The 23,667-nt window shown below is 72.7% G+C and carries 27 protein-coding genes; 12 read left to right on the top strand and 15 right to left on the bottom strand.

Annotated features, from left to right (window positions below):
* Positions 1-6: 6 nt before the first annotated feature.
* Entirely contained in the window at positions 7-1,629 is a 1,623-nt protein-coding gene (locus tag ACCP09_RS12180; RefSeq protein ID WP_433745885.1) for an FAD-dependent monooxygenase, read from the bottom strand.
* A 3-nt stretch (positions 1,630-1,632) separates the two neighbouring features.
* Complete coding sequence (locus ACCP09_RS12175; RefSeq protein ID WP_017983127.1) at positions 1,633-2,595, bottom strand: MBL fold metallo-hydrolase; 963 nt, start codon at positions 2,593-2,595, stop codon at positions 1,633-1,635.
* A gap of 135 nt (positions 2,596-2,730) precedes the next feature.
* On the opposite strand from ACCP09_RS12175, the gene ACCP09_RS12170 reads away from it, so the two are divergent.
* Positions 2,731-3,270, top strand: coding sequence for a MarR family winged helix-turn-helix transcriptional regulator (locus tag ACCP09_RS12170; RefSeq protein ID WP_020422132.1), 540 nt, complete (start codon positions 2,731-2,733; stop codon positions 3,268-3,270).
* Between the two features lie 72 nt (positions 3,271-3,342).
* Here ACCP09_RS12170 and ACCP09_RS12165 read toward each other — a convergent pair whose 3' ends face one another.
* Together ACCP09_RS12165 and ACCP09_RS12160 are read right to left on the bottom strand one after the other, a co-directional pair.
* Entirely contained in the window at positions 3,343-3,834 is a 492-nt protein-coding gene (locus ACCP09_RS12165) for a glutathione peroxidase (RefSeq protein ID WP_027928652.1), read from the bottom strand.
* A 100-nt stretch (positions 3,835-3,934) separates the two neighbouring features.
* Positions 3,935-4,150, bottom strand: a complete 216-nt coding sequence (locus ACCP09_RS12160; RefSeq protein ID WP_027928651.1) for a hypothetical protein — start codon at positions 4,148-4,150, stop codon at positions 3,935-3,937.
* A gap of 73 nt (positions 4,151-4,223) precedes the next feature.
* Between ACCP09_RS12160 and ACCP09_RS12155 the strand changes: the two genes are divergently transcribed.
* The 4 genes from ACCP09_RS12155 to ACCP09_RS12140 are packed head-to-tail and all read left to right on the top strand — an operon-like array spanning position 4,224 to position 8,267.
* Positions 4,224-4,784 (top strand): hypothetical protein, encoded by a 561-nt coding sequence (locus ACCP09_RS12155; RefSeq protein ID WP_433745878.1) that lies wholly within the window; start codon positions 4,224-4,226, stop codon positions 4,782-4,784.
* An 18-nt stretch (positions 4,785-4,802) separates the two neighbouring features.
* On the top strand, positions 4,803-5,033 hold the full coding sequence (locus ACCP09_RS12150; RefSeq protein ID WP_017983132.1) for a hypothetical protein: 231 nt from the start codon (positions 4,803-4,805) through the stop codon (positions 5,031-5,033).
* Entirely contained in the window at positions 5,026-6,330 is a 1,305-nt protein-coding gene (locus ACCP09_RS12145; RefSeq protein ID WP_433745875.1) for an NAD(P)/FAD-dependent oxidoreductase, read from the top strand. The genes ACCP09_RS12150 and ACCP09_RS12145 overlap by 8 nt, the downstream gene beginning before the upstream one ends.
* Positions 6,331-6,332: 2 nt before the next feature.
* Positions 6,333-8,267 carry an aconitate hydratase gene (locus ACCP09_RS12140; protein WP_433745872.1) on the top strand — a complete coding sequence of 645 codons (1,935 nt, stop codon included), beginning with the start codon at positions 6,333-6,335 and terminating at the stop codon, positions 8,265-8,267.
* 439 nt (positions 8,268-8,706) lie between these two features.
* On the opposite strand, the gene ACCP09_RS12135 is transcribed toward ACCP09_RS12140, so the two are convergent.
* Positions 8,707-9,378, bottom strand: a complete 672-nt coding sequence (locus ACCP09_RS12135; protein WP_433745869.1) for a putative quinol monooxygenase — start codon at positions 9,376-9,378, stop codon at positions 8,707-8,709.
* Positions 9,379-9,538: 160 nt separating this feature from the next.
* Between ACCP09_RS12135 and ACCP09_RS12130 the strand changes: the two genes are divergently transcribed.
* Both ACCP09_RS12130 and ACCP09_RS12125 read left to right on the top strand, forming a co-directional pair.
* Positions 9,539-10,807, top strand: a complete 1,269-nt coding sequence (locus tag ACCP09_RS12130) for an amidohydrolase (protein WP_027928646.1) — start codon at positions 9,539-9,541, stop codon at positions 10,805-10,807.
* 57 nt (positions 10,808-10,864) lie between these two features.
* Positions 10,865-11,140, top strand: coding sequence for a hypothetical protein (locus tag ACCP09_RS12125; RefSeq protein WP_433745866.1), 276 nt, complete (start codon positions 10,865-10,867; stop codon positions 11,138-11,140).
* A 9-nt stretch (positions 11,141-11,149) separates the two neighbouring features.
* Here ACCP09_RS12125 and ACCP09_RS12120 read toward each other — a convergent pair whose 3' ends face one another.
* Entirely contained in the window at positions 11,150-11,614 is a 465-nt protein-coding gene (locus ACCP09_RS12120; RefSeq protein WP_433745863.1) for a MarR family winged helix-turn-helix transcriptional regulator, read from the bottom strand.
* A gap of 44 nt (positions 11,615-11,658) precedes the next feature.
* Here ACCP09_RS12120 and ACCP09_RS12115 point away from each other — a divergent pair, with 44 nt between their 5' ends.
* Positions 11,659-12,033: a hypothetical protein gene (locus ACCP09_RS12115; protein WP_433745860.1), complete on the top strand. Its 375-nt coding sequence runs from the start codon at positions 11,659-11,661 to the stop codon at positions 12,031-12,033.
* 721 nt (positions 12,034-12,754) lie between these two features.
* Here the strand turns inward: ACCP09_RS12115 and ACCP09_RS12110 are convergent.
* Positions 12,755-13,648: a LysR family transcriptional regulator gene (locus ACCP09_RS12110; protein WP_433745857.1), complete on the bottom strand. Its 894-nt coding sequence runs from the start codon at positions 13,646-13,648 to the stop codon at positions 12,755-12,757.
* Between the two features lie 79 nt (positions 13,649-13,727).
* Here ACCP09_RS12110 and ACCP09_RS12105 point away from each other — a divergent pair, with 79 nt between their 5' ends.
* Positions 13,728-14,933, top strand: a complete 1,206-nt coding sequence (locus ACCP09_RS12105; protein ID WP_433745854.1) for an MFS transporter — start codon at positions 13,728-13,730, stop codon at positions 14,931-14,933.
* Here ACCP09_RS12105 and ACCP09_RS12100 read toward each other — a convergent pair.
* On the bottom strand, positions 14,872-15,669 hold the full coding sequence (locus ACCP09_RS12100; RefSeq protein ID WP_378362465.1) for an isocitrate lyase/PEP mutase family protein: 798 nt from the start codon (positions 15,667-15,669) through the stop codon (positions 14,872-14,874). The two genes, ACCP09_RS12105 and ACCP09_RS12100, sit on opposite strands and share 62 nt — an antisense overlap.
* Positions 15,670-15,721: 52 nt before the next feature.
* Here ACCP09_RS12100 and ACCP09_RS12095 point away from each other — a divergent pair, with 52 nt between their 5' ends.
* Positions 15,722-16,345 (top strand): alpha/beta hydrolase, encoded by a 624-nt coding sequence (locus tag ACCP09_RS12095; RefSeq protein ID WP_433745850.1) that lies wholly within the window; start codon positions 15,722-15,724, stop codon positions 16,343-16,345.
* Positions 16,346-16,713: 368 nt separating this feature from the next.
* Here ACCP09_RS12095 and ACCP09_RS12090 read toward each other — a convergent pair whose 3' ends face one another.
* The 5 genes from ACCP09_RS12090 to ACCP09_RS12070 form a co-directional block, all read right to left on the bottom strand.
* On the bottom strand, positions 16,714-17,499 hold the full coding sequence (locus ACCP09_RS12090) for an IclR family transcriptional regulator (protein WP_431905259.1): 786 nt from the start codon (positions 17,497-17,499) through the stop codon (positions 16,714-16,716).
* Positions 17,500-17,523: 24 nt separating this feature from the next.
* On the bottom strand, positions 17,524-18,486 hold the full coding sequence (locus tag ACCP09_RS12085) for a PDR/VanB family oxidoreductase (protein ID WP_433745846.1): 963 nt from the start codon (positions 18,484-18,486) through the stop codon (positions 17,524-17,526).
* Positions 18,483-18,701: a hypothetical protein gene (locus tag ACCP09_RS12080; RefSeq protein WP_123685887.1), complete on the bottom strand. Its 219-nt coding sequence runs from the start codon at positions 18,699-18,701 to the stop codon at positions 18,483-18,485. Before ACCP09_RS12080 ends, ACCP09_RS12085 begins: the two co-directional genes overlap by 4 nt.
* Positions 18,698-19,744, bottom strand: a complete 1,047-nt coding sequence (locus ACCP09_RS12075) for an aromatic ring-hydroxylating dioxygenase subunit alpha (RefSeq protein ID WP_027928636.1) — start codon at positions 19,742-19,744, stop codon at positions 18,698-18,700. The genes ACCP09_RS12080 and ACCP09_RS12075 overlap by 4 nt, the downstream gene beginning before the upstream one ends.
* 87 nt (positions 19,745-19,831) lie before the next feature.
* Complete coding sequence (locus tag ACCP09_RS12070; RefSeq protein WP_027928635.1) at positions 19,832-20,170, bottom strand: winged helix-turn-helix transcriptional regulator; 339 nt, start codon at positions 20,168-20,170, stop codon at positions 19,832-19,834.
* Between the two features lie 76 nt (positions 20,171-20,246).
* Between ACCP09_RS12070 and ACCP09_RS12065 the strand changes: the two genes are divergently transcribed.
* A complete protein-coding gene (locus ACCP09_RS12065; protein ID WP_433745841.1) occupies positions 20,247-20,810 on the top strand; it encodes a carboxymuconolactone decarboxylase family protein in 564 nt (187 codons plus the stop codon).
* Complete coding sequence (locus ACCP09_RS12060) at positions 20,800-21,267, top strand: DUF664 domain-containing protein (protein WP_123687282.1); 468 nt, start codon at positions 20,800-20,802, stop codon at positions 21,265-21,267. The genes ACCP09_RS12065 and ACCP09_RS12060 overlap by 11 nt, the downstream gene beginning before the upstream one ends.
* On the opposite strand, the gene ACCP09_RS12055 is transcribed toward ACCP09_RS12060, so the two are convergent.
* Together ACCP09_RS12055 and ACCP09_RS12050 are read right to left on the bottom strand one after the other, a co-directional pair.
* A complete protein-coding gene (locus ACCP09_RS12055; protein ID WP_433745838.1) occupies positions 21,257-22,783 on the bottom strand; it encodes an AMP-binding protein in 1,527 nt (508 codons plus the stop codon). The two genes, ACCP09_RS12060 and ACCP09_RS12055, sit on opposite strands and share 11 nt — an antisense overlap.
* Positions 22,780-23,655 carry an amidohydrolase family protein gene (locus ACCP09_RS12050; RefSeq protein WP_027928631.1) on the bottom strand — a complete coding sequence of 292 codons (876 nt, stop codon included), beginning with the start codon at positions 23,653-23,655 and terminating at the stop codon, positions 22,780-22,782. The genes ACCP09_RS12055 and ACCP09_RS12050 overlap by 4 nt, the downstream gene beginning before the upstream one ends.
* Positions 23,656-23,667: the final 12 nt, after the last annotated feature.

Raw genomic sequence — 23,667 nt, 5'->3', positions numbered from 1 at the left:
TCCCTCTCATGTGCCGGCACCGGGCAGGATACGTTCGGCGGCGGGTTGTCCGAGGGCCCGGTTCACCGCCCCGGGCACCTCCGCCATGTCGGTGAGGACGGCCGCCACGTAGGCGTCCGGGCGGATCACCCACACCTCGCCGGGCCGCGCGTCCAGCGCTTCGGCGAGCACGCCGGTCACGTCGATCTCGGCCAGGCGCAGGATCCGCACCGGCGCCCCGGTGTCCACTGCGTCCGCGGACGGGTCCAGGTCCACCCCGTCGGTGGTGAGCAGCAGGACGCCGTCGCGGGCCAGTTCGCGGAACCGGCCGCACGAGGAACCGGTCACCGACACCGGCACGTCCGGCGCCAGAATCCCCGGACCGGCAGGCGGCACCTCGCCGCGCGGCGGGCGCCCGGTGAACGGCCGCGTCGCCGCCGGCGTGGTCAGCGGCGAGTCCACGTACCAGAACGGCTCGGCCAGCCGCCCCGAGTCCACCTGCGCCCGCACCGCCGGATCGGTCGCCGCCGCCTCCAGCACCGAGCGGCGCCGGTGGTGCTGCTCGTCGGTCTGCGGCACCAGGAAGTCCATCGTGGCGGTGGTGACGGCGATGTTCTCCAGCGCCGCCGCGTGCCGCTCGTCGTGGTAGGACTCCAGCAGCTCCTCGTCCGCCCAGCCGTGCAGGACGAACGCGAGCTTCCAGGCCGCGTTCTCGGCGTCGCCGACCCCGGAGTTGAGGCCGCGCGCGCCGAACGGCGACACCAGGTGCGCGCAGTCCCCGGCGAGCAGGACCCGGCCGACGCGCATCCGGTCGGCCACCCGCGAGTGGAAGCGGTACACCGACTTCCACACGATTTCGTAGGGCTGGTCGCCGATGATCGCGCGGATGCGGGCGTCCAGCGCGCCGCTGGCCTCCTCGGCGGCGAGGTCGTAGTCGCCGGGGACCTGCCAGTCGATGCGGAACGTCGAGCCGGGGCACGGGTGGATCAGCACCTGGCGGCCGGGGTTCCACTCCGGATCGAAGTAGAACCGCCGCTCCTGCGCCCAGCCGGGCATGTCGGCGCGGATGTCGCAGATGAGGAACCGGTCGTCGAAGGAGTGCCCGCCGAAGCCGACGCCGAGCATCCGGCGGATGTCGTCGCCGCGGGCCCCGGCGCACGCCACCGCGTAGTCGGCGCGCACGTCGCCCCGGCCGTCGACGGTGAGCGTGACGCCGTCGTCGTCCTGGGCGATGCCGGTGACCCGGTGGCCCCAGCGCACGTCGATCAGCGGCTCGGCGGCGATCCGCTCGTCCAGGATCTCCTCGGTGCGGGCCTGGGAGATGTTGACGAACGGCGGGAAGGCCGAGCGGCCGGGATCGGCCATCGAGTAGGCGAACAACTCGCGGTCCCGGTGGAAGGTGCGCGCGGTGGTCCAGGTGACGCCCTCGGCGGCGATCCGCCGTCCGGCGCCCACGGCCTCCCACACGTCGAGCACGTCGCGCTGCTGGCAGATCGCCTTGGAGCCGACCAGGTCGCGCTCCGGCCGCCCGTCCAGCAGCAGCACCGGAACGCCCCACCTGGCCAGCAGCAGCGCGGTCGTCTGGCCGACCGGGCCGTTGCCGATCACCGCCACACGGTGATGTCTGGTCGAGGGGTCTGTCGTCGTCATCGCTCAGCCCTGCAGCTGGTCCCAGACCTCGCGGTCCCGCTGCGCGGTCCAGATGACCGGGCGTTCGATGCCGGACAGCTCGTCCCACAGGCGGGAGACGTCGAAGGGCAGGCAGTGCTCGAAGATCGGCCAGTGCCCGTACTGCGGGGCCAGCGCGGCGTGGGTGCGCTCGAAGGCCTCCTTGAGCGTGCCGCCCGCGCGCTGCACGGCGCCGACCTCGCGGATCATCACGTCCAGGAAGCCGCGGGTCTGCTCGATCGCGGCGTCGACGGCGTCCCGGCCCCTGCTGACCGCGCCGCGGCCGCCGACCAGCGCCTCCGCGCCGAACGCCTTGACCCGGTCCAGCGTGCCCGAGGCCCAGTCGCGGTGGAAGGCGTCGCCGGTGTAGAGCGCGGCCTCGGCCTCCACCAGGTCGCCCGCGAACAGGATCTTCTGGCGCGGCAGCCACGCCACGATGTCGCCCTCGGTGTGCCCGCGGCCGCAGTACTGCAGCACGAGGTCGCCGCGGTCGCCGCCGAGGTCGATGGTGAGCCGGTCGGAGAAGGTCAGGGTGGGCCAGGTCAGGCCGGGCACCGACTCGGCGCCCTTGGCCAGCCGCGGCATCCGGCCGAACTCGCTCTCCCAGTCCTCCTTGCCGCGCTCGGCGACCAGGGCGCGGGTGTTCTCGTGCGCGACGATCACCTCGGCGTCGAACGCGGAGGCGCCGAGCACGCGCACCGCGTGGTAGTGCGAAAGCACGAGGTACCGGACGGGCTTGTCGGTGTGCTCGCGCAGCTTCGCGAGCCAGTCCTGGGCCGCGACCGGGGTGGCCAGCGCCTCGAAGCAGACGAGGAAGTCCTCCCCCTCGATGGCGCCGACGTTCGGGTCGCCCTCCGCGGTGAGCGCGTAGACCCCGTCCTCGAGCACCTCCAGGGTCTGCTCCTTCTCCGTCAGGTCGCCGGACGAGGCGAACGACTTCTGAGCCACCCCGCACCTCCTTTGATCAAAGCTTTGACTATTTGACGGACGTCAGAGTAACGCGGACCACTCCGCAAGGGAAGACTACTTCCGAATCAGGACGCTGTTCGGATGAGCGGGCGGGCAGCGCCTAGCCTGGGGCGCATGACCGCAGAACCGGCTGCCCCCGACGAGCTGGACTACCTGACGTTCGTGGACTACGCGATCGCGCGGACGACCGCCGAACTGCCGGCGGTCGACGCCACCGCGATGCGCCTCGGTCTGACGCTGCACCGCCTGACCAGCGCACTCGTGTACGACTGGGAGTCGACCGTGCACCGGCCGCGCGGGTGGAGCTGGGGCGGGTTCCGGGTCCTGTTCGCGCTGTGGCTGGCCGGCCCGATGGAGGCGAAGCGGGTCGCACAGCTGTCCGGGATGAGCCGCGCGGCGGTGTCCGCGCTGGTCAACACGCTGGAGCGGGACGGGCTCGTGTCCCGCAAGCAGGCCGAGCACGACCGGCGCGCGGTGCTGCTGAACCTCACCGAGGCCGGCCACGAGGCGATCACCAGCGCGTACGAGGCCCACAACGCCCGCGAGCAGGCGTGGGCCAACGCGCTGACCAAGCCGGAGCAGACGATCCTGATCGGCCTGCTGGAGAAGCTGACGACGAGCCCCGCGGCGATGGACGCCAAGCGGCGGTTCTAGGAACTGGCCCCTTGGCGTCCGTGGCGCAGGTCACTAAGATACCCCGCCGGATTTGTCAAAGCTTTGACCGATTCAGGCGGCCGGGAGCACCGCTTCGATGGCCTCGACGACCTCCGGGGCCTCCGGGTCGGTCCGCGGCCGGAAGCGCGCCACGACCTTGCCGTCCGGGTCGACGAGGAACTTCTCGAAGTTCCACTGCACGTCCCCGCTCGCGCCGTCGGCGTCCGGCGTCTCCACCAGCTCGGCGTAGACCGGGTGCCTGCCGGGGCCGTTGACCTCGATCTTTTCGAACATGGGGAACGTGACGCCGTAGGTCGCCGAGCAGAACGTGGCGATCTCCTCGGCGCTGCCCGGCTCCTGGCCCGCGAACTGGTTGCACGGGAACCCGACGACGGAGAAACCCTTGTCCCCGTAGCGTTCCTGCAGCCGCTCCAGCGCGGCGTACTGCGGCGTCAGGCCGCACTTCGACGCGACGTTCACGACGAGCAGGGCCTTGCGGCCCAGCCCGCCCAGCGTCGCGGTCTCACCGGCGAGCGTGCGCAGCTCGATGTCAGCCAGGGCCATGACGATCCTCCGCGGTGGTCGGCAGCTACCACCTGTGGCAACGCCGGCCCGGCCGCGCCGTTCCCCATCCGGCGGCGACCGTGACCAGCGTTACACCCGATCAGCCGAGCCGTTGCGCCGGAACCGGCGCGATCCCCTCCGCCGGCTTCAACCCGAGCGCGTCCAGCAGCAACGCGCAGTCCTCGGCGTTCTCCGCCGCGGACGCGACCGCGCGCACCGCGCGCCGGCGCTGCGCCACGATCATCTCGGTGTCCTCGGCCGACGTGACCGGGACGTTGAAGTCGGCGACCTCCTGCAGGTGCTCTCGCATGTCCATCCCCTGTCCGCACGTGATCCGTGTAGGGCGGCGGCGCCCCGGGTAGCCAAGAGACCGGAGAAAGGAGCGGTTGATGAACTACTCCCCGGACCCGGTGCGTGCCGAGGGCCCGGCCGCCGTTACCGAAGGTACCCCGGACGGGCCGACCGTGCTGGTGCTCGATCCGACCGGCCTGGCCAAGCACGAGGGACTGCCTGCGACCTGGCGGGACAAGACGAGCCAGTGGCAGGTCGTGTGGTGCCGCCTGCCCTCCGACGGCGGGCTGACCCAGGCGGACGACCTTCTGTCCGACCCGCCCGCCGAAGCGGTGCACGTGGTGGCGAGCGGGCCGTTCGCCGACGGAGCGCTGCGGCTGGCGGAGAAGCACAGCGGCGCGCTGCGCTCGCTCCTGCTGGTCGACCCGGCCGCGGACCAGTTCGTGCCGCCGGGTGACGGCGAGATCGCCGACCGGCACTGGGAGGACGACCACCGGGAGCGGATCGACGCGCTCGCGAAGTCCGGTGTGCCGGTGCGGGTCGTCGCGCACAGCACCGGCGGCGCCGAGGACCGGATCCCCGCGCCACTGCCGCTGGGCCACCCGGACGTGGTCGCGGGTGTCGAACGCGCGATCACCGAACTCGAGAACACCCACTGACACGAGGAGGGAACCCGCGTGACCGAGCCCGACGAGGAGTCCGTGCGCGAGGCGCTGGAACGGGAATCGCCGCTACCGCCCGACCCCGAGGCGCCGGAGGCCGACGCGCTGGCGCAACGGCAGAACGTGCACGCTCCGCGGCAGACCGGCCTGGAGCCCGGGCTCCCGCCCGAGGCAGACCCCGGCGACGTCGCCGAGCAGCAGCAGGAAGTGGAGTTCGAGACGGACGAGGAGGCGCTGCGTGGCTGACCCCGCCCGCATCGTGATCATCGGCGGGGGCTACGTCGGCGCCACCACGGCCCGGCAGCTGCGCAAGCGGCTCACCGCCGAGGAAGCCCAGCTGACCGTGATCGACCCGCGGTCCTACATGACCTACCAGCCGTTCCTCGCCGAGGCCGCGGCCGGTTCCGTCGAACCGCGGCACGTGGTCGTGCCGCTGCGCGAGGTGCTGCCCGGCTGCAAGGTGATGGCCGCCGAGGCGACCGGCGTGGACACCACGTCCAAGTCGGTCACGCTGCGCGTCGCCGACGGGCACGTCGAGCAGCTCGGATACGACATCCTCGTGGTGGCGCCCGGCTCGGTGTCCAAGACGCTGCCCATCCCGGGCCTGGCCGAGCACGGCATCGGCTTCAAGACCCTGGAGGAGGCCGTCTACCTGCGCAACCACGTGCTGTCCCGGCTCGACCTGGCGGCCAGCACGATGGACCGCGAGCTGCGGCGCAAGCTGCTGACGTTCGTGTTCGTCGGCGGCGGCTACGCGGGCATCGAGGCGATGGCGGAGCTGGAGGACATGACCCGCCACGCGCTCAAGGACTACGGCATCGACCGCTCCGAGCTGCGGTGGGTGCTGGTCGAGGCGGCCGACCGGATCATGCCGGAGGTCAGCTCGTCGCTGGCGAGCTACACCCTCGACGTGCTGACCAAACGCGGCTTCGAGGTACACCTGGGCACGACGCTCAAGTCGTGCGAGGACTGCCACGTCGTGCTGGGCGACGACACCGAGTTCGACGCTGACACGATCGTGTGGACCGCGGGCGTCAAGCCGAGCCCGATGCTCGCCGACACCGACCTGCCGCTGAACCCGCGCGGCCGGGTGTGCTGCGCGACGACGCTGGAGGTGGACGGCGCGCCGGGCGTGTTCTCGGCCGGCGACGCCGCCGCGGTGCCGGACGTGACCAGCAAGGAACCGGGCGCGGTGTGCGCGCCGTCGGCGCAGCACGCGTCGCGGCAGGCGGTCGTGCTGGCGAAGAACATCGTCGCGACGCTGCGCGGCGGGCCGCTGGCGGGCTACCGGCACTCCTACGCCGGGTCGGTCGCGAGCCTTGGCCTGTACCAGGGGGTCGCACAGATCTACGGCGTGAAGCTGCGTGGCTGGCCGGCGTGGGCGCTGCACCGCGCGTACCACCTGATGACGATGCCGACCGCGCACCGCAAGACGCGGATCGCCGCGGACTGGCTGATCTCGCTACCGTTCCGGCGCCAGGTCGTCGCGACCGGCGAGCAGCACCACCCGCGGGAACAGTTCGTGCGAGCCAGCCAGAGGTAGCTGTGGGGTTCCCGGTCGCCCGCAAGCTGATCGACAGCCACCTGGTGTCGGGTGAGCCGGTGCCGGGTCGCGAGATCGGCCTGCGGGTCGACCAGACCCTGACCCAGGACGCCACCGGCACGCTGGTGATGCAGGAGCTGGAGGCGCTGGGGCTGGACCGGGCGCGGACCGAGGTGAGCGTCCAGTACGTCGACCACAACCTGCTGCAGGCGGACGAGAAGAACGCCGAGGACCACGCGTTCCTGCGGTCGGCGTGCCGCCGGTTCGGGATGTGGTTTTCCAAGCCGGGCAACGGGGTTTCGCACCCGACGCACATGGCGCGGTTCGGCGTGCCGGGGCGGACGATGGTCGGGTCCGACTCGCACACGTGCGCCGCGGGGTCGCTCGGCATGCTCGCGATCGGGGTCGGCGGGCTGGAGGTCGCGATGGCGATCGCCGGGGAACCGCTGTACCTGCGGATGCCGGAGCTCTGGGGCGTGCGGCTGACCGGCGCGATGCCGGAGTGGGTGTCGGCGAAGGACGTGATCCTGGAGATGCTGCGCCGGCACGGCGTCAAGGGCGGGCTGAACCGGATCGTGGAGTACCACGGGCCGGGCCTGGCGTCGTTGTCGGCGATGGACCGGCACGTGATCGCGAACATGGGCGCGGAACTCGGCGCGACGACGACGGTCTTCCCGGCGGACGATGCGGTGCTCGAGTTTTTGCGGGCGCAGGACCGGGCTTCGGATTTCGAGGAGCTCGTCGCCGATCCGGACGCGGTGTACGACGTGGCGGAGGAGATCGACCTGTCCGCGCTGGAGCCGCTGATCGCGTGCCCGTCGTCGCCGGACAACGTGGTGCCGGTGCGGGAGGTGGCGGGTACCGAGGTGCGGCAGGTGGTGATCGGCTCGTCGGCCAACCCGGGTTTGCGGGACTTCGCGGTGGCGGCGGCGATGGTGCGCGGGCGGCAGACGCACGACGCGGTGAGCTTCGACGTGAACCCCACGTCGCGGGAGATCCTCGCGGACCTGACCAAGATGGGTGCGACGCTCGACCTGGTGTCCGCGGGCGCGCGGCTGCACCAAGCGGGGTGCCTGGGGTGCATCGGGATGGGGCAGGCGCCGGCGGCCGGGCACAATTCGCTGCGCACGTTCCCGCGGAACTTCCCCGGCCGGTCCGGGACGCGAGAGGACCGGGTGTGGCTGTGCTCGCCGGAGACCGCGACGGCGGCCGCACTGACCGGGGTGATCACCGATCCGCATGAGCTGAGCATGGGTTACCCGTCGGTGGTGCTGCCCGAGCGGGCGACGGTCAACACGGCGATGCTGGTGCCGCCGCTGCCGCCGGAGCGGGCCGCGCGCGAGGAACTGGTGAAGGGGCCGAACATCTCGGCGCTGCCGGACTTCCCGCCCCTGCCGGACGACATCGAGGCCGTCGTGTTGCTGAAGGTGGGCGACAACATCTCGACGGACGAGATCTCCCCGGCTGGCGCGGCGGCCCTGCCGTTCCGCTCGAACATCCCGAAGCTGGCGGACTTCACGTTCACCCGCGTCGACGAGACGTACCCGTCACGGGCACGTGAGGCGGAGGGCGGGCATTTCGTCGTCGGCGGGGACAACTACGGGCAGGGCTCGTCGCGGGAGCACGCCGCCATCACGCCGCGGCACCTCGGTCTGCACGCGGTGATCGCGAAGTCGTTCGCGCGGATCCACTGGCAGAACCTCGCCAACTTCGGGATCCTCGCGCTGGAGTTCACCGATCCGGCCGACTACGACCGCGTCGAGCAGGGACACGTGCTGGCGCTGCGGGATTTGCGCTCGCAGTTGACCGAAGGCGAGGAGCTGACCGCGACCGACACGACCGCGGGGGTGGACATCCCGCTGCGGCACCGGCTCTCCCCGAGGCAGGTGGAAGCCGTCCTGGAGGGCGGCCGGATCCCCCTCCTCGCACGACGCTGAACCAGGCCCACGCGGGCCGGACAGCCGCCGGCGCCGGGCGGATTTTCCCCGGCACCGCGGTGAACGCGGCCCGCAAGCAGGCCACCGAACCACCAAACGCCGAAACGAATTCCCCTCCCACGGCCGAACCCAGCCCACGCGCAAGCCGCCGAACCCTCAAGCGCCGGGCGAAGTTTCCTCCCGCGGCGGTGAACCCGGCCCGCACGCGGGCCGCCCAGGGATCAAGCGGCCGCGCGGATCCCCTCCCGGGACGGTGCACACCGCCCACCCCCAGGCCGCCCGGCCGCGCGGCCTGCACGAGGGGCGCGATGTCGTCTCGCATCTTGGTGCCGCGCCACCCAGGGTCTCCGCCGCGGCTCGCAACCGTGACTCCAGTGCGCCTCCGAGCGTTTTCAGTTGTCAGGATCCAGGTTCCGTACCTCCCTTGTGGACAGCCGGCTCATCGCAGCCAGGAACGCGGCGTCGGCGCCAGGCGGAGCCGCTGGGGTGGCGGTGACCCGGCCGGGAGCAGGCCGGCCGGGGCCGCGGATCTGCTCAGCCAGACGAAAACCTGTTCGCCCTCGCGGACCGGCAGGCGCGGATAGTCGTTGCGGTGCGCCGAAGTCCGGAAGGACGCCAGCGGTGGCGCACCCGCTTCGGCGAGCGCGGGCAGCACCTCGCGGCGGAAAAGCTCCGGGAACGCATCCGGATCCTCCGGGTGGCAGATCACGATCTCGAACCCCGCCGCACCGTCCCCACCCGCGCGAGCCGGCGGCGATGCGCGAGCCGCGTCGAGGTCGCCGGCCACCGGGGTCAGCAGCAGCACGTCGTCCGAATCCATCATCGTCGCGTTGGCGGCCTCCCGGTGTGCCAGCCACGCGGGATGTCGCTCGTAGAAAGCGGCCAGCGACTCGGCTCTCCGGGAGGCGTCCGGGAATCCCCGGATCCACACGAAGCGGTCCGGGTCGTCCAGGTCGCGGAACTGGCCGTACACCCGCATGCCCGCCTCGGCCTGCGACTCCACGAACTCGTTGTCGAACAACGCGATCAGCTCGTCGCGCCGTCCCGGGTGCAGCGTGTACTGCCGGAGCTCGAACAGCTCGGTCATCGGGTCCCCCTCGTCGTGATCCATCCAGCACGCCGAGGCTAACGAGCACCACCGACAATTCCGGGCCGCTCGGGCCGGTCCCCGTTCTGGGCGGTGTCAGCGGCGTTGCCGGCCGTGTTCTACTTCGGGGACGTCCCGTTCGGGCCGGGGGTGCACGTGCACCCGCGGCGAGGAGAGGAGCCTGATGGATCTGGTCGCCCTGCGCCGGGACGTGCACGCGCACCCCGAACCCGCCTTCTGCGAGGTGCGGACGGCGGCGACGGTCCTCGCGCACCTGCGGGAACTCCCGGTGGAGGTGCGCACCGGCGTCGCGGCGATGCGGCGCGAGGGCGTGCCCGCCTACCCGGACGAGGCCACGCTCCGGGACTTCGCCGACCGGGCGGTCGCGACGGGCGCGGACGCCGCGGACGTGCGGCGGTTCGCCACCGAGGGCACGGCGATCATCGCCGACCTCGCCGGCCGCCGCCCCGGCCCGGTCTGGGCGCTGCGGTTCGACATGGACGCGCTGCCGGTCACCGAGGCCGACGACCCCGCGCACACCCCCGCGGCCGACGGGTTCCGCTCGCGGTACGAGGGGTTCATGCACGCCTGCGGGCACGACGGGCACGTGGCGATCGGACTGGCGCTGGCGCGGCGGCTGGCCGACCGCGACTTCCCCGGCACGGTGCGGTTCCTGTTCCAGCCCGCCGAGGAGGGCGGCCGGGGCGCCCGCGCGATGCTCGCCGCGGACGCCGTCGCCGGGGTCGACCGTTTCCTGGCCGTGCACCTGGGCCTCGACCTGCCCGCGACGACCGTCGCGGCTGGGATCACCGGCATCTTCGCGACGACGAAGATGCGTGCGCGGTTCACCGGGGTCGCCTCGCACGCGGCGGCGGCGCCCGAGGACGGCCGCAACGCGCTGCTCGCCGCCGCGACGGCCGTCCTCGGCATCCACGGCTTGCCGCGGTTTTCCGCCGCCGACACGCGGGTCAACGTCGGCACCCTGCACGCCGGGGGCAACGTCAACATCGTGCCCGCGGCGGCGGAGCTGACCTGCGAGGCGCGGTCGACGGACGGCGCGGTGAACGCGGACCTCACCGAGCGGATCAAGCAGGTCCTGTGCGGCGCCGCGCAGGCGCAGGGCGTGGCGGTGGAGATCGAGGAGACCGGCGGCTCCACGTCGTTGAACTGCGACGACGAGCTGCTGGACGCGGTGCTCGCGGCGGCCGCCGCGACCGGTCACGGCGAGCGGGCGCTGCGGACGCACGAGATGGGCGGCAGCGACGATGCCAGCCTCTTCGCCGAGGCCGTGCAGCGCGCGGGCGGTCTCGCCACCTACACGGTGATCGGTGGCGGCAACCCCGCGCCGCACCACAACCCGTACTTCGACGTGGACGAGGCGGCGCTGCCGGTCGCGGTCGACGTGCTGGAAGCTCTTGTGCGCCAGACCACACGTACAGATGACAATACGTAGCCGACTCGGTGGTTCGGCTGATGTGTGCTCGTCTCGCCGAGGGGCACCCTTTGTGGTATGACCGCGCAAGACATGCAAGCCCTGGCCGACGCGGCCGCCGGGCTCATCCTGTTCCACAACGGCTTGTGGGGAGCGCCCACGTGCTACATGTGGGCCGGCCCCGACGGCGCCGCGGCCGGGCGCGTCCCGCCGTGGGAGTGCGAGGCGCTCGACCGGCTCCGCTGGCGCAAGCTGATCTCCGCGCCGTCCGGCTCGGGAGTCGAGGATGTGCCCGTCGTGCCCACCGAGGCCGGGCTCGCCGCGCTGCGCGCGCAGCGGGCGCACGCCGCCTGAAGATCGCGGTCAGCGCACCAGCGCGCTGAAGTCCTCCGTGAACCGGGCCAGCAGCTTCGCGAGCGCCGCCCGGTCGTCCCGATCCCACCCGGCCGTCACCTCGGCCACCACCCTGGCACGGAACGCCTGGATCTCCTCGATCGCCCTACGGCCCTGGGCCGTGGGTTCCAGCAGTGATCGGCGGCCGTCGGCCTGATCGGCGCGCCGGCGCACCAGTCCCGCTTCCAGAGCTTGCGCGGTCAAGCGGCTCGCCCGGGGCTGGTCGATCCCGAGCGCGGCGGCGGCCTCGGTGACCGTCGGCGCGCGCCCGGCCGCCGCGACGATGTCCAGCAGCTCGTACACGGCGTCCGGCACCGGGCTGGTCCTCCCCCGTTCACGCGACAAGCGGCCCAGTGCGCGCCGTGACTGCGCCCGGCGCAGAGTGGCCAGCGCGCGGGCGATCGAATCGGCGTTGCGGTCCATGCCCGTCCTCATCCATACTCGAAGACAACTACATGTCATCTTACATAGGAGTTGTCGTGGACCCGCTCGACAAGCCGATCGGTTTCTGGCTCAAGCACGTGGACAACCTGCTGGAGGACGGCCTCACGCGGGTGCTCGCCGACCGCGGCCTGACGCGCCGTCACTGGCAGGCTCTCAACACCTCACGGCATGGTGCGGACGCGCTCGAGGTGTTCGACGGCGCCGCGGAGGCACGAGCCGACCTGGTGGCCCGCGGCTGGACCACCGTGGACGGCGCGCTCACCGACGAGGGCCGCGCGGCGAGGGGCGAGATCGCCGAGCGGGTGCGGCGCTTCCGCGAACTGTCCGTTGCCGGGCTGACGAAGGACCAGTACGCCGTCGCCGTCCGGGCATTGGCGACGATGGCGGGCAACCTGGAGGCTGCACGGTAGGTCCCCAGCTCAGCGGGGACAATGGCCGCGATGTCGCGTGGATCAGCGACAGCGGCCAGCGCAGCGGCTCGGCCTGCACGGTCGAAACCACCGCGCGGGCAGCGCGAAACCTGGAGCCCGCGGAATATGCAGGCCGGGTACACCTCCCGCAGCAGGCCGCCGCCGCAGGAGACAGTCGCCACGTCGAGTGGATCAGCGACAGCGGCTCGGCCAGGGCAACCGACACCGTCGAAACCCCACGGGGACAGCAGGCCGCCCAGCCGCAGAAACCCGCGACCACCCGGCCACCAGCAGTCACGACAACTCCGCCCTCGCCGCAGGAGACAACGGCCGCGCCGTCGAGTGAATCAGCGACAGCCGCTCGGCCAGCGGCACCGACACCGTCGAAACCCCCACGAGGACAGCAGGAAACCTCGAGACCCCGCACCCGCCGACGTGCAGATTCCGCCGGCCCCGTTCGCGACGGCCACCCAGCCGCAGAATCTCCCGAGCACCCGGCCACCACCAGTCACGACAACTCGGCCTCCCCCGCAGGAGACAGCGGCCGCGCCGTCGCGTGGATCAGCGACAGCCGCTCGGCCAGGGCAACCGACACCGTCGAAACCCCCACGGGGACGGCAGAAAGCCTGGAGACCCCGCACCCGCCGGCCTGACGATTCCCCGGGCCCGTGCGCGGCGGCCACGCAGCCGCAGAATCCCCCGAGCACCCGGCCGCCAGGAGTCACGACACCTCGGCCCCCAGCTCCGCGTGCACCTCCCGCAGCAAAGCCGCCGCCGCGGGAGACAGCGGCCGCGCCGTCGCGTGGATCAGCGACACCGACCAGCGCAGCGGCTCGGCCAGCGGCACCGGCACCACGCCCGCCATGTTCCCCGCCGCGCCGGAGGGCAGGAAACCGATCCCGAGCCCCTGGCAGATCAGGGCCCGCGCGGTGCCGTAGTCCGACACCTCCAGCGGCACCTGCCTGCTCAGCCCGGCCCCGGCGAAGGCGCGGTCCACCAGCGTCCGGTTCCCCCACCCCATCGGGAAGTCCACGAAGGACTCCTCCGCCAGGTCGGCGAGCGTCACCCCGCTGCGGCTCGCCAGCGGGTGGTCCGGCGCGGCCAGCAGGCTCAGGTCCTCCTCCGTCACGATCTCGTGCGCCAGCCCCGCCGGCACCTTGCCCGCCAGGGACGCCAGCGCCAGGTCCATCCGCCCGTCGAGCACCGCCCGCACGTGTCCCGCCGAGCCCGACGGCGAGTACTGCAACCGCACGGCCGCGTGCGGGTACCGTCGCGAGAACCGGCCCAGCAGCCGGGGCACGTTGACGCGCCCGGTCGAAAGGAGCGTGCCCATGGTGACCGCACCGCGCACCTCGCCGCTCGCTTCCGCCGCGGCCTGCGCCGCCGCGCGCGCCGCGGCCAGCGCGGTTCGCGCCTCGGGCAGCATCGCGGCGCCGGCGGCCGTCAGCGCGACCCGGCGGCTGTCCCGGTCGAACAGCTCGGCCCCGACCTCCCGCTCCAGCGCCCGGATCGCCGTCGACACCGCCGACTGCACGACCCGCAACCGCTGCGACGCGCGCGTGAAGCTCAGTTCCTCGGCGACCGCCACGAAGTACGACAGCTGACGCAGTTCCACACCACCTATCTAACACCGCGATAGCTGCCAGCGAAAACATTCGTTGGACGAGATGAGCAGACGGGCGCACTCTGGGGTCGTGATCATCGAGGCCCTTCCCCCGCGCACCACGTCCCGCCGTCACGGCGCGGGCTTCTGGCTCGTCGCCTACACCTTCGCGGTGACCATGGGGTTCTCCGCCGCCCCGGCCCCGCTCTACGTGCTCTACCAGGCCAAGGACGGGTTCGGCCCGTTCACCGTCACCCTCGTCTTCGCCGCGTACGCGCTGGGCGTGATCGCCAGCTTGTTCGTCGCCGGGCACGTGTCCGACTGGGTGGGCAGGCGCCGGGTGCTGGTGCCTGCCGTGCTGGTCAACGTGCTCGCCGGGATCGTGTTCCTGGCCTGGTCGGCGGTGCCCGCGCTGCTCGCCGCACGGTTCCTGTCCGGCATCAGCATCGGCCTGCTCACCGCGACCGCCACCGCGCACCTGACCGAACTGCACCTGGCGGCGCGGCCGGGCGCTTCGCGGACCCGGGCGGACGTCGTAGCAACCGCGGCGAACCTCGGCGGCATCGGGCTCGGCCCGCTCGTCGCCGGGCTGCTGGCCGAGTACGCCGGCGACCCGCTGCACGTGCCGTACCTGGTGTTCCAGGTGCTGATGCTGATCGGCGCGCTCGCGGTGACGCTGGCGCCGGAGACGGTGACCGCCACGCGCGTGCGCTACCACCCGCAGCGGGTCTCGGTGCCGCCGCACGCCCGCGCCCGCTACCTGGCCGCGGGGGCGGCCGCGCTCGCCGAGTTCGCCGTGTTCGGCATGTTCACCTCGCTCGCGCCGGGGTTCCTGGCGAACACCCTGCACCAGCACTCGCACGCGCTGGCTGGGGCGAGCGTGTTCGCGGTGTTCGGGTCCGCGGCGGTGGCGCAGATCGTGCTGGCGCGGACGGCGCTGCGTCGGTTGCTCGCCACCGGGCTCGGCCTGCTGACGGCGGGCCTGGTGCTGGTGACGGTCGCGGTGTGGCTGCCGAGCCTCGCGTTGTTCCTGCTCGGCGCGGTGCTCGCGGGCGCCGGAGCGGGCGCCGGGTTCAAGGCCAGCGTCGGGATCGTGCTCGGCCTGGCCCCGTCGGAGAGCCGTGGCGAGGCGCTGTCCGGGCTGTTCCTGGCCGCCTACGCCGGGCTGGCGGTGCCGGTGCTCGCGCTCGGGGTGGCCACCCAGGCGGTGGACGTGCGGATCGCGCTGGCCGGGTTCACCGTGGCGCTGCTGGCGATCCTGGCGACCGTGGTGCGGCGGCTGTTCCGGGCGAGCTGAGCGCCTGCACGTCCGCATAGGACGGGACAGGCGGGATGGCGCCGCCCGCCGCGACCGCGTCGACTGTGCGGACCACGGCCTCCAGCGCGGCCCGGAACAGCAGCGACCCGCAGCTGACGCGCCGGACGCCGAGCTCGGCGAGCCGCCGCAGGGGCGGGCCGGCCAGGACGTTCACCGGGACGTCGACCGCCGCGACGACCGCGGCGATCGTCGTCTCGTCCGTCAGTCCGGGCACGAACACCCCGTCGGCCCCGGCGTCGCGGTAGGCGCGGACCCGGGCCACGGGGTCGTCGCCGGTGCCGAGCCAGTGCGTGTCGGTGCGGGCGTTGACGAACAGGCCGGGCGCGGCGTCCTTGAGCGCGCTGATCAGTCGCTGCTGGTGCGCGGGCTCGGCGAGGCGCCCGCCGTCCCGGCCGTCCTCGATGTTCACCCCGGCCACGCCGAGCGCGGCGAGTTCCGCGCCCAGGGCGGCGACCTCGCCGGGGTCGTCCGAGAAGCCGCCTTCGATGTCGACGGTGACGTAGCAGGGCAGCCGGGTCAGCCTGCGGGCGAGGGCGACGGTCTCGTCCTTGGTCGCCCCGGTCCCGTCGGGCAGGCCGGCCGCGGCGGCGACGCCCAGGCTGGTGGTGCCGATGGCCGCGAAGCCTTCGGCGACGAGGACGGCCGCGGACGCGTAGTCCCAGGCGTTGGGCAGCAGCAGGGGTTTCCCGGTCCGGTGCAACTCGGCGAAGCTCATGCCGGAACGCTAACGCCGGGAATTGTCGGTCGTGGCCGATACGATCCGTTCCGTGAGCAACCCGCACCTGGAACCGGACCCGGTCTTCGCCGGCGCGCCCCTGGACCGGGCCCGGCGCGCCGCGCTCGTCGTGCACGGGCGAGGTCAGACGCCGGACTACATGCTCGCGATCCTCGACCGGGTCGCGGTGCCGGACATCGCGTACGTGCTGCCACGGGCCGCGGGGCAGACGTGGTACCCGGCGGGGTTCATGCAGCCGCTCGCGGCGAACCAGCCGTGGGCGGACCACGCGCTGGACGCGATGGCGGCGTTCCTGGCGCGCATCGCCGAGGCCGGGATCGGGGCGGAGGACGTGTTCCTGGTCGGGTTCTCGCAGGGGGCGTGCCTGTTGTCGGAACTGCTGGTGCGCTCGCCGCGGCGGTACGCCGGGGCGGCGCTGCTGACCGGCGGGTACCTGGGGCCGGACGAGCGCGCGCCGTCGGGGTCGCTGGCGGGCACGCCGGTGTTCGCGGGCACGAGCCGCTACGACGAGTGGGTGCCGCTGGAGCGAGCGGAGGCCACGGCGAGGCTGCTGGAGCGGATGGGAGCCGCGGTGACGCTGCGCGTGTACGAGGACCGCGAGCACCTGGTGAACGACGACGAGATCGCGGAGGTGCGCAAGCTGCTGACGAGCTGAGGTGCATCTGCCGCGGTGATTGGACCGTGAGCAGGTCACTCGCGGCCAGGTGGCCGGAACATATGGTGGCGCCCAGGGGACGATCGCGGTTCCAGGCTGAGATTCGGTCCGCCGGGTGGGGAGGGCTCCCCGGGCACGCGGCTGCTGGGGGAACACCCGCACCCACCAGGGGAACCGCACGCCCGGCCAATCCCCCGCGCCGCCGCCTGCACCAACGGCACCAACGCAGCCGGCTGCGCACCATCGGCGTGCACCACCAGCGACACGGCCGCGACCACCGCACCCGAACCACCCCGCACGCGCGCGGTGACGCCTCGCCAGGCAACACAAGCGCGGCAGCACCCAGGCAACACGAGCGCGGCGCGCACTCACCGGGCAATCGGCTCCCGCGGAAACACCCGCGCCCCACCAGGGGAACCACACGCCCGGCCAATCCCCCGCGCCGCCGCCTGCACCAACGGCGCCAACGCCGCCGGCTGCGCACCGTCGGCATGCACCACCAACGACACGGCCGCGATCACCGCACCCGAACCGTCCCGCACGGGCGCCGCCACCGAGACCGCGTCCGTGGTCACCTGGCCGTCGCTGACGGCGTAGCCGGTCTGGCGCACCGCGGCGAGCATCTCGCGCAGCCGGGCCGGGCTCGTCACCGTCTTCGGCGTGTACGCCTGCAACGGCGCGGCCAGCACCTCCTCCTGCACCTCCACCGGCGCGTGCGCGAGCAGTGCCAGCCCGACACCCGTCGCGTGCAGGGCGAACCGGCCGCCCACCCGCGTCCACACCGGAACCGCCTTGCGGCCGGAAATCCGTTCCACGAACACGAGTTCCAGGCCCTCCCGCACGGCGAGCTGCACGTTCTCGTGCGTGACCTCGTACAGGTCCTCCAGGAACGGCATCGCCGCCTCACGCAGGGCCAGCCCGCGCGGCGCCAGCGAAGCGACCTCCCACAACCGCAACCCGACGCGGTACCGGCCGTCCGCGCCGCGCTCCAGCGCGCCCCACGCGACCAGTTCCGCGACCCGCCGGTGCGCGGTCGCCAGCGACAGCCCGGCCCGGCGCGCCAGCTCCGACAGGGTCAGCTCGGGGCATTCCGGGGTGAACGCGCCGAGCAGCGCGAGCACCTTGCCGGTCACCGTCCGGACTTCGCCGTCCATCCGATCATCCTGCCCCGCGCCGGCCTACAGATCCAGCACGAGCCGCGGCCCGCACGAGCGCGACACGCAGATCATCATCGTGTCGTTCGCCGCGCGCTCGGCGTCCGTGAGCAGCGAGTCCCGGTGGTCCGGCACGCCGTCGAGCACCGGCGTCTCGCACGTCCCGCAGGTGCCCTCCTGGCACGACGACAGCACGCTCACCCCGGCTTCCTCGACCGCGGCCAGGATCGACTTGTCCGGGGGCACGGTCACGGTCCGGCCGGACGCCGCGAGCTCCACCTCGAACGTCGTCCGCTCCCCCGCGTCCGCGCCCGCCTTCGGGGAGAACCGCTCCACGTGCAGCGAGCCCGGCGGCCACGCGGCGCAGCGTTGCTCGACCGCCGCCAGCAACGGCTCCGGCCCGCAGCAGTACACCGCCACGCCGTCGCGCGGTGCGCCCAGCAACTCGTCGAGGTCCAGCAGCCCGGTCTCGTCCTGCGGCCGGATCTCCACCCGGTCGCCGTAGCGCGCCACCAGCTCCTCGCGGAACGCCATCGACGCCCGCGACCGCCCGCCGTACACCAGCCGCCAATCCGCGCCGGACGCCTCGGCCCGCGCGATCATCGGCACGATGGGCGTGATCCCGATCCCGCCCGCGACGAACAGGTACCGCGGCGAGTCCACGAGCCGGAAGTGGTTGCGCGGCCCGCAGATCCGCACGGTGTCCCCTGTGGACAGACGGTCGTGCACCCAGGCCGATCCGCCGCGCCCGTCCGGCTCGCGCAGCACCGCGACCTGCAGCACGCTCCGGTCCGCGGGATCGCCGCACAGCGAGTACTGCCGCACCAGCCCCTCGCCCAGCACGAGGTCCAGGTGCGCCCCCGGCTCCCACTCCGGCAGCGGCTCGCCGGCGGGGTGCCGCAGGGTCAGCCGCACCACGCCCGCGGCGAGTTCTTCCTTGCGCTCCAGGAGAACGTCGAGTTCCACTTCGGTCAGCACCGCCGTCATCGCGCACTCCCCGCTCCGGCGAGCACCGGGTCACCGGCGGGCGCCGGGTCGTCGTGGCCGTCGGGATGGGCCAGCAGCCACTCCCACAGCTCGACCGGGTCCTCCGACTCGTGCTCGGCGCCGCAGTGGCAGACGCCGATGAGGAGATCGGTGCCCAGTTTCCAGTGGATGCGGTACACGGTGTCGCCGTGCAGCATCGCGGTCCGTTCGGTCATCGCGTGGCGGCCTTCTCCGGTTCGCCCGCCATCTTCTTCAGGATGCGGCGCGCGGCCAGGCCGCCGGTGTCGATGTTGACCGACAGCTCCTGGTAGCCCTGCGGCTCGGCCTGGATGACCCGCTCCAGGATGTCGAGCGCCTCCACGTCCTGCAGCACCACGGTGCGGTTGCTCTGCGCGAGGAAGTCGGACACCTCCTGGTCGTCGAGCGCGAAGTCCCGCGCCACGGCCCAGAAGTCGTGGGTCGAGTGCTCGGTCTCCGGGGTGATCGCGTAGACGACCTCGACGTGGAACCCGTCCGGGTCGGTGCCGTCGGCGTTGGGCAGCACGCCGACCGGCGCGATACGGCTGTGCAGCAGGTACAGGCACGGCGGGTGGTACTCGATGTCCTGCCAGCGCGTGATGCGGCCCTCGATGCCGGTCGACTTCGCGTAGAACGGCGGGCAGGCCGCGTCGTCCATGTGGCGGCTGACGTAGATGATCCGCCGGTCCTCGTCGACCTCGGTGGTGATCGGGGTGTTGGCGACCTCCGGCGTGCCGATGTAGCCGCCGTGCAGGTAGGTCTCGTGGGACAGGTCCATCAGGTTGTCCACGAGCAGCTCGTAGCGCGCGGCCAGCGGTTCCATGCCGCAGACGGTGGTGTAGGCGGGATCGGCGAGCCACGGCGCGCGCGGGATGAGCGTGGTGTCGGCGCGGGCGGGGTCGCCGATCCACACCCACACGAACGAATCCTGCTCGACGACCGGATAGGACGGCACGCGCGCGGTGCGCGGGATCCGGGACTGGCCGGGCACGAACACGCAGCTGCCGGAGGGCTCATAGGTGAAGCCGTGGTAGCCGCACACGATGCGGTCCCCGTCCAGGCGGCTTTCCGACAGCGGGTAGCGGCGGTGCACGCAGCGGTCGGCCAGCGCGACGACTTCCCCGGCTTCGGTGCGGTAGAAGACGATGGGCTCGCCCAGGATCGTCCTCGCCAGCAGCTCCCGCCCGACCTCGCTCCCGTAGGCGGCGACGTACCACTGGTCGCGCACGAACGCAGTCATCTGCAGCTCCTTCGGTGTAGATGCGACGACCACACTTTCGCTGCCGGGACCGGGCCGGGACCAGCCGTGTTTTCAGCAGGTGAAAGCTCACCGGCGGAGCGATTTCTCCCACCGGCGGGCCCAGGTGTCCAGCGGCAGGAGCGATTCGACGAGTTCGCGGCCGAGCCGGGTGAGCCGGTAGCCGTCGGCGCCCTCCTCGACGAGGGCGACGTCGGTCAGCTCGGCCAGCCGGGTGGTCAGGACGCTCGAGGACATCCGGTCGCAGCGCCGCTGGAGCTCACGGAAGCCGGCCGGCGCCCGGTGGAGCTCCCAGATCACGCGCAGCGTCCAGCGCCGCCCAAGCAGGTCCAGCGCCGCCATCACGGGACGTCCGGTGGACGAACCGCGAACGGGGGATCCCGGCCGGGGCACGGACTGGTCCGCCATGGCTCAACTCCTTGCGCTTCGATTCTCGAAGCAGCATAGTGGTTCGAAAATCGAAGCACTACCCGCAGGAGGTCCCGTGACCCGGATCGCGCCACTGACCCCGCCCTATCCGCCCGGCATCGAGGACGCGCTGCGGCGCTGGATGGCGCCGCACGTCGCGCACGATCCGCTGGTGCTCTTCCGCGTGCTGCACCGGCACGCGGAGCTCGCGTCGCGGATGCGGGTGCTCGGCGCCGGCCTGCTCGCCCACGGAGAACTTCCCGCCGCGGACCGCGAGCTGGTGATCGCCCGGACCTGCGCGCGCTCCGGGTGCGAGTACGAATGGGGCGTGCACGCGGTGGTGTTTCCCGAGCTCACGGCGGACGAGCTGGCCGCGACGGCGCACGACGGCGCCGACGCCCCGGTCTGGTCACCGCGGCAGCGGGCACTCGTGGGCGCGGTGGACGACCTGCACGACACCGCGACGGTTTCGCAGGCCAGGTGGGCCGAGCTGGCCGCGCACCTGCCCGACACCCAGCTGCTGGAGTTCCTGGTGCTGACCGGCTGGTACCGGACGATCAGCGGGCTCGCCAACGCCCTCGCCCTGCCACCCGAACCCTGGGCGGCGCGCTTCGGGGACAATGCCGATCATGCTGGATGAGGAGAGCTTCCTGTTCTTCACCGATCGCGCGCTCGACGGGATGACGGCGATCCTCGCCGGCCTGGGTGACGAGCTGGCCAACACCCGGCCGGATCTGCCGGGCGCGAACACGCCCTACGCGATCGTGAACCACTGCCTCGGTGTGATCGCCGCCTGGGCCGGGCAGGTCGTCGCGGGCCGCAGCGTGCACCGCGACCGCGCGGCCGAGTTCGCGGCCGCCGGGCCGATCGCGCCGCTGCTCGACCGCGTCGCGCGGGTGCGGGAGCGACTGCGCGAGGATGTCGCGGCCGCCGATTTCGACGCCCCGCCGCGGGGCGAGGTGCCGGACAAGTACGCGCACACGCCGGTCGGGCGGCGGCAGGGCGCCGCACTCGTGCACGTCTACGAGGAGCTGGCCCAGCATCACGGTCAGCTCGAGCTGACCCGCGACATCCTGCTGGCCTCCGTCAAGTCCTGAGCAGCCGCCGGAGGATCTTGCCCGTCGGGGACTTCGGGATCCGCTCCACGAACTCGACCTCGCGCACCTTCTTGTACGGCGCGACGCGCTCGGCCACGAACGCCATCAGCTCGTCCGCGCCGACGGCGCCCTCGGCAACCACGAACGCCTTCGGCGCCTCGCCGCCCTCCGTGTGCGGCACGCCGACCACCGCGGCGTCCAGCACGGCCGGGTGGGTCAGCAGCACGGCCTCCAGCTCGGCGGGCGCGACCTGGTAGCCCTTGTACTTGATCAGCTCCTTGAGCCGGTCGACGACCCAGAACACGCCGTCGTCGTCGACGCGCACCAGGTCGCCGGTGTGCAGCCAGCCGCCGGTGATCGTCGCGGCGGTGGCCGCCGGGTCGTCCAGGTAGCCGTCCATCACCTGCGGGCCGCGGATCAGCAGCTCGCCGGTCTCGCCCGGGGCGACGTCCGCATCCGTGCCGGGCGCCACGATCCGCGCCTCGGTGTTCGGTGACAGCCGTCCCACACTGCCCGGCGGGGTCGTCGGGAAGTCGTCGTCGAACACCTGGTGCGTGCCGGGGCTGGCCTCGGTCATGCCGTAGCCCTGCCGGATCAGGCAGCCCAGCCGCCGTTCCGCACGCTCGGTCACCTCCACGTCCAGCGGCGCGGCCCCGCACAGCGCGAACCGCAGGCTGGACAGGTCGTGGTCCTCGACGTGCGGCGCGGTGGCCAGCGCCAGCACCATGGGCGGGGCGAAGTAGGCGCGCGTCACCCGGTGCGCGGCCAGCGTCCGCAGGTACTCGTCCAGCTCGAACCGCGGCAGCGTCACCACCTTCGCGCCGCCGAGCAGCCCGGAGTTGAGGATGATCGTGAAGCCGTAGATGTGGAAGAACGGCAGCACGGCGGCCTGCACGTCGTCCGGGCCGATCCGCCACCCGGCCCGCGTCTGCGCCAGGTTCGCCACGAGGTTGCGGTGCGTCAGCCGCACGCCCTTCGGGATCCCGGTGGTGCCGCTGGAGAACGGCAGGACCGCGACCGTGGTGGCCGGGTCCAGGTCCAGCTGCGGCGCCGGCCCGTCGGTGAACAGCGACGTGAACGAGCGGGCACGCGGGTGCTCGCCCAGCACGAATACCTCGCTCGCGACCTCCAGCGCCTTGTCCACGACGGGTTCCGCGGCGATCAGCAGCCGCGCGCCGGACAGCCGCAGCTGCTTGGCGATCTCCCCTGGCGTCAGCGCCGGGTTGACCGGGGTGACCGCCGCCCCGGCCGCGATCGCGGCGTGCAGGGCGACCACGAACGACGGCTGGTTGTGGCTCATCAGCGCGACGACGTCCCCGGGCCCGACGCCGTGCGCCGCGAGGCCGGCCGCCCCGGCCGTGACCGCCGATCGCAGCTCGGCGTAGGTCAGGCTTTCGCCGGTGCGGCCGTCGACGAGCGCGGTCGCGTCGCCGAACCGGGCCGCGCCGCCGATCACGAACTCGGTGAGCGTGACGCCGGGGATCTCGACGTCCGGCAGCGGGCTGCGGTGGATCATCCCCGCTCCTGGGCCAGGCCGAGCACGCGGACGGCGTTGTCCTTGAGGATCTTCGGCCGCACGTGGTCCTTGATGTCGAGCCGCGCGAAGTCGGCCATCCACCGGTCCGGCGTGATGAGCGGATAGTCCGAGCCGAACAGCACCTTGTCCTGCAGGAGGCTGTTGGCGTAGCGGACCAGCTGCGGCGGGAAGTACTTGGGCGACCAGCCGGAGAGGTCGATGTAGACGTTCGGCTTGTGCGTGGCCACGGCGAGCGCCTCGTCCTGCCACGGGAACGACGGGTGGGCCATGATGATCGTCAGGTCCGGGAAGTCGATGGCCACGTCGTCGAGCAGCATCGGGTTGGACAGGCCGAGCCGCACTCCCCCACCGCCGCGCATGTTCGCGCCGATGCCGGTCTGACCGGTGTGGAACAGCGCGGGCAGGCCGTGCTCCTGCGCGATCTCCAGCAGCGGGTACGCGCTGCGGTCGTTGGGCGCGAAGTCCTGCAGGCTCGGGTGGAACTTCAGGCCGCGCACGCCGTGGTCGGCGATGAGCCGCTCCAGCTGCCGGGCGCCCGCCCGGCCCTTGGCCGGGTCGATGCTGGCGAACGGGATGAGCACGTCCGGGTGCTTGGCCGCCGCCTCCGCGATTTCCTCGTTGGACAGCGCGGGGTGCCCGGTGAACGCCTCGATGTCGACGGTGAACAGCACCGCCCCGATGCGGCGCTCGCGGTAGTAGGCCGCGATCTCGTCGATGGTCGGGCGCCGGGCGTCGGCGCCGAAGTAGGCCGAGGACGCCTCGACGAAGTCGTCGGGCAGGGACAGGTGCCCGTGGTCGTCGGTCTCGACGTGGACGTGCACGTCGATCGCCTCGAGCTGGCTGGGATCCATGGTTGTCAGGTG

It is taken from the genome of Amycolatopsis sp. 3B14 (genome assembly GCF_050958625.1).
Lineage (GTDB): Bacteria > Actinomycetota > Actinomycetes > Mycobacteriales > Pseudonocardiaceae > Amycolatopsis_E > Amycolatopsis_E thermoflava.
Note: the sequence above shows the minus strand (reverse complement) of the source record. Positions and strands in the feature narration are given on the sequence as shown.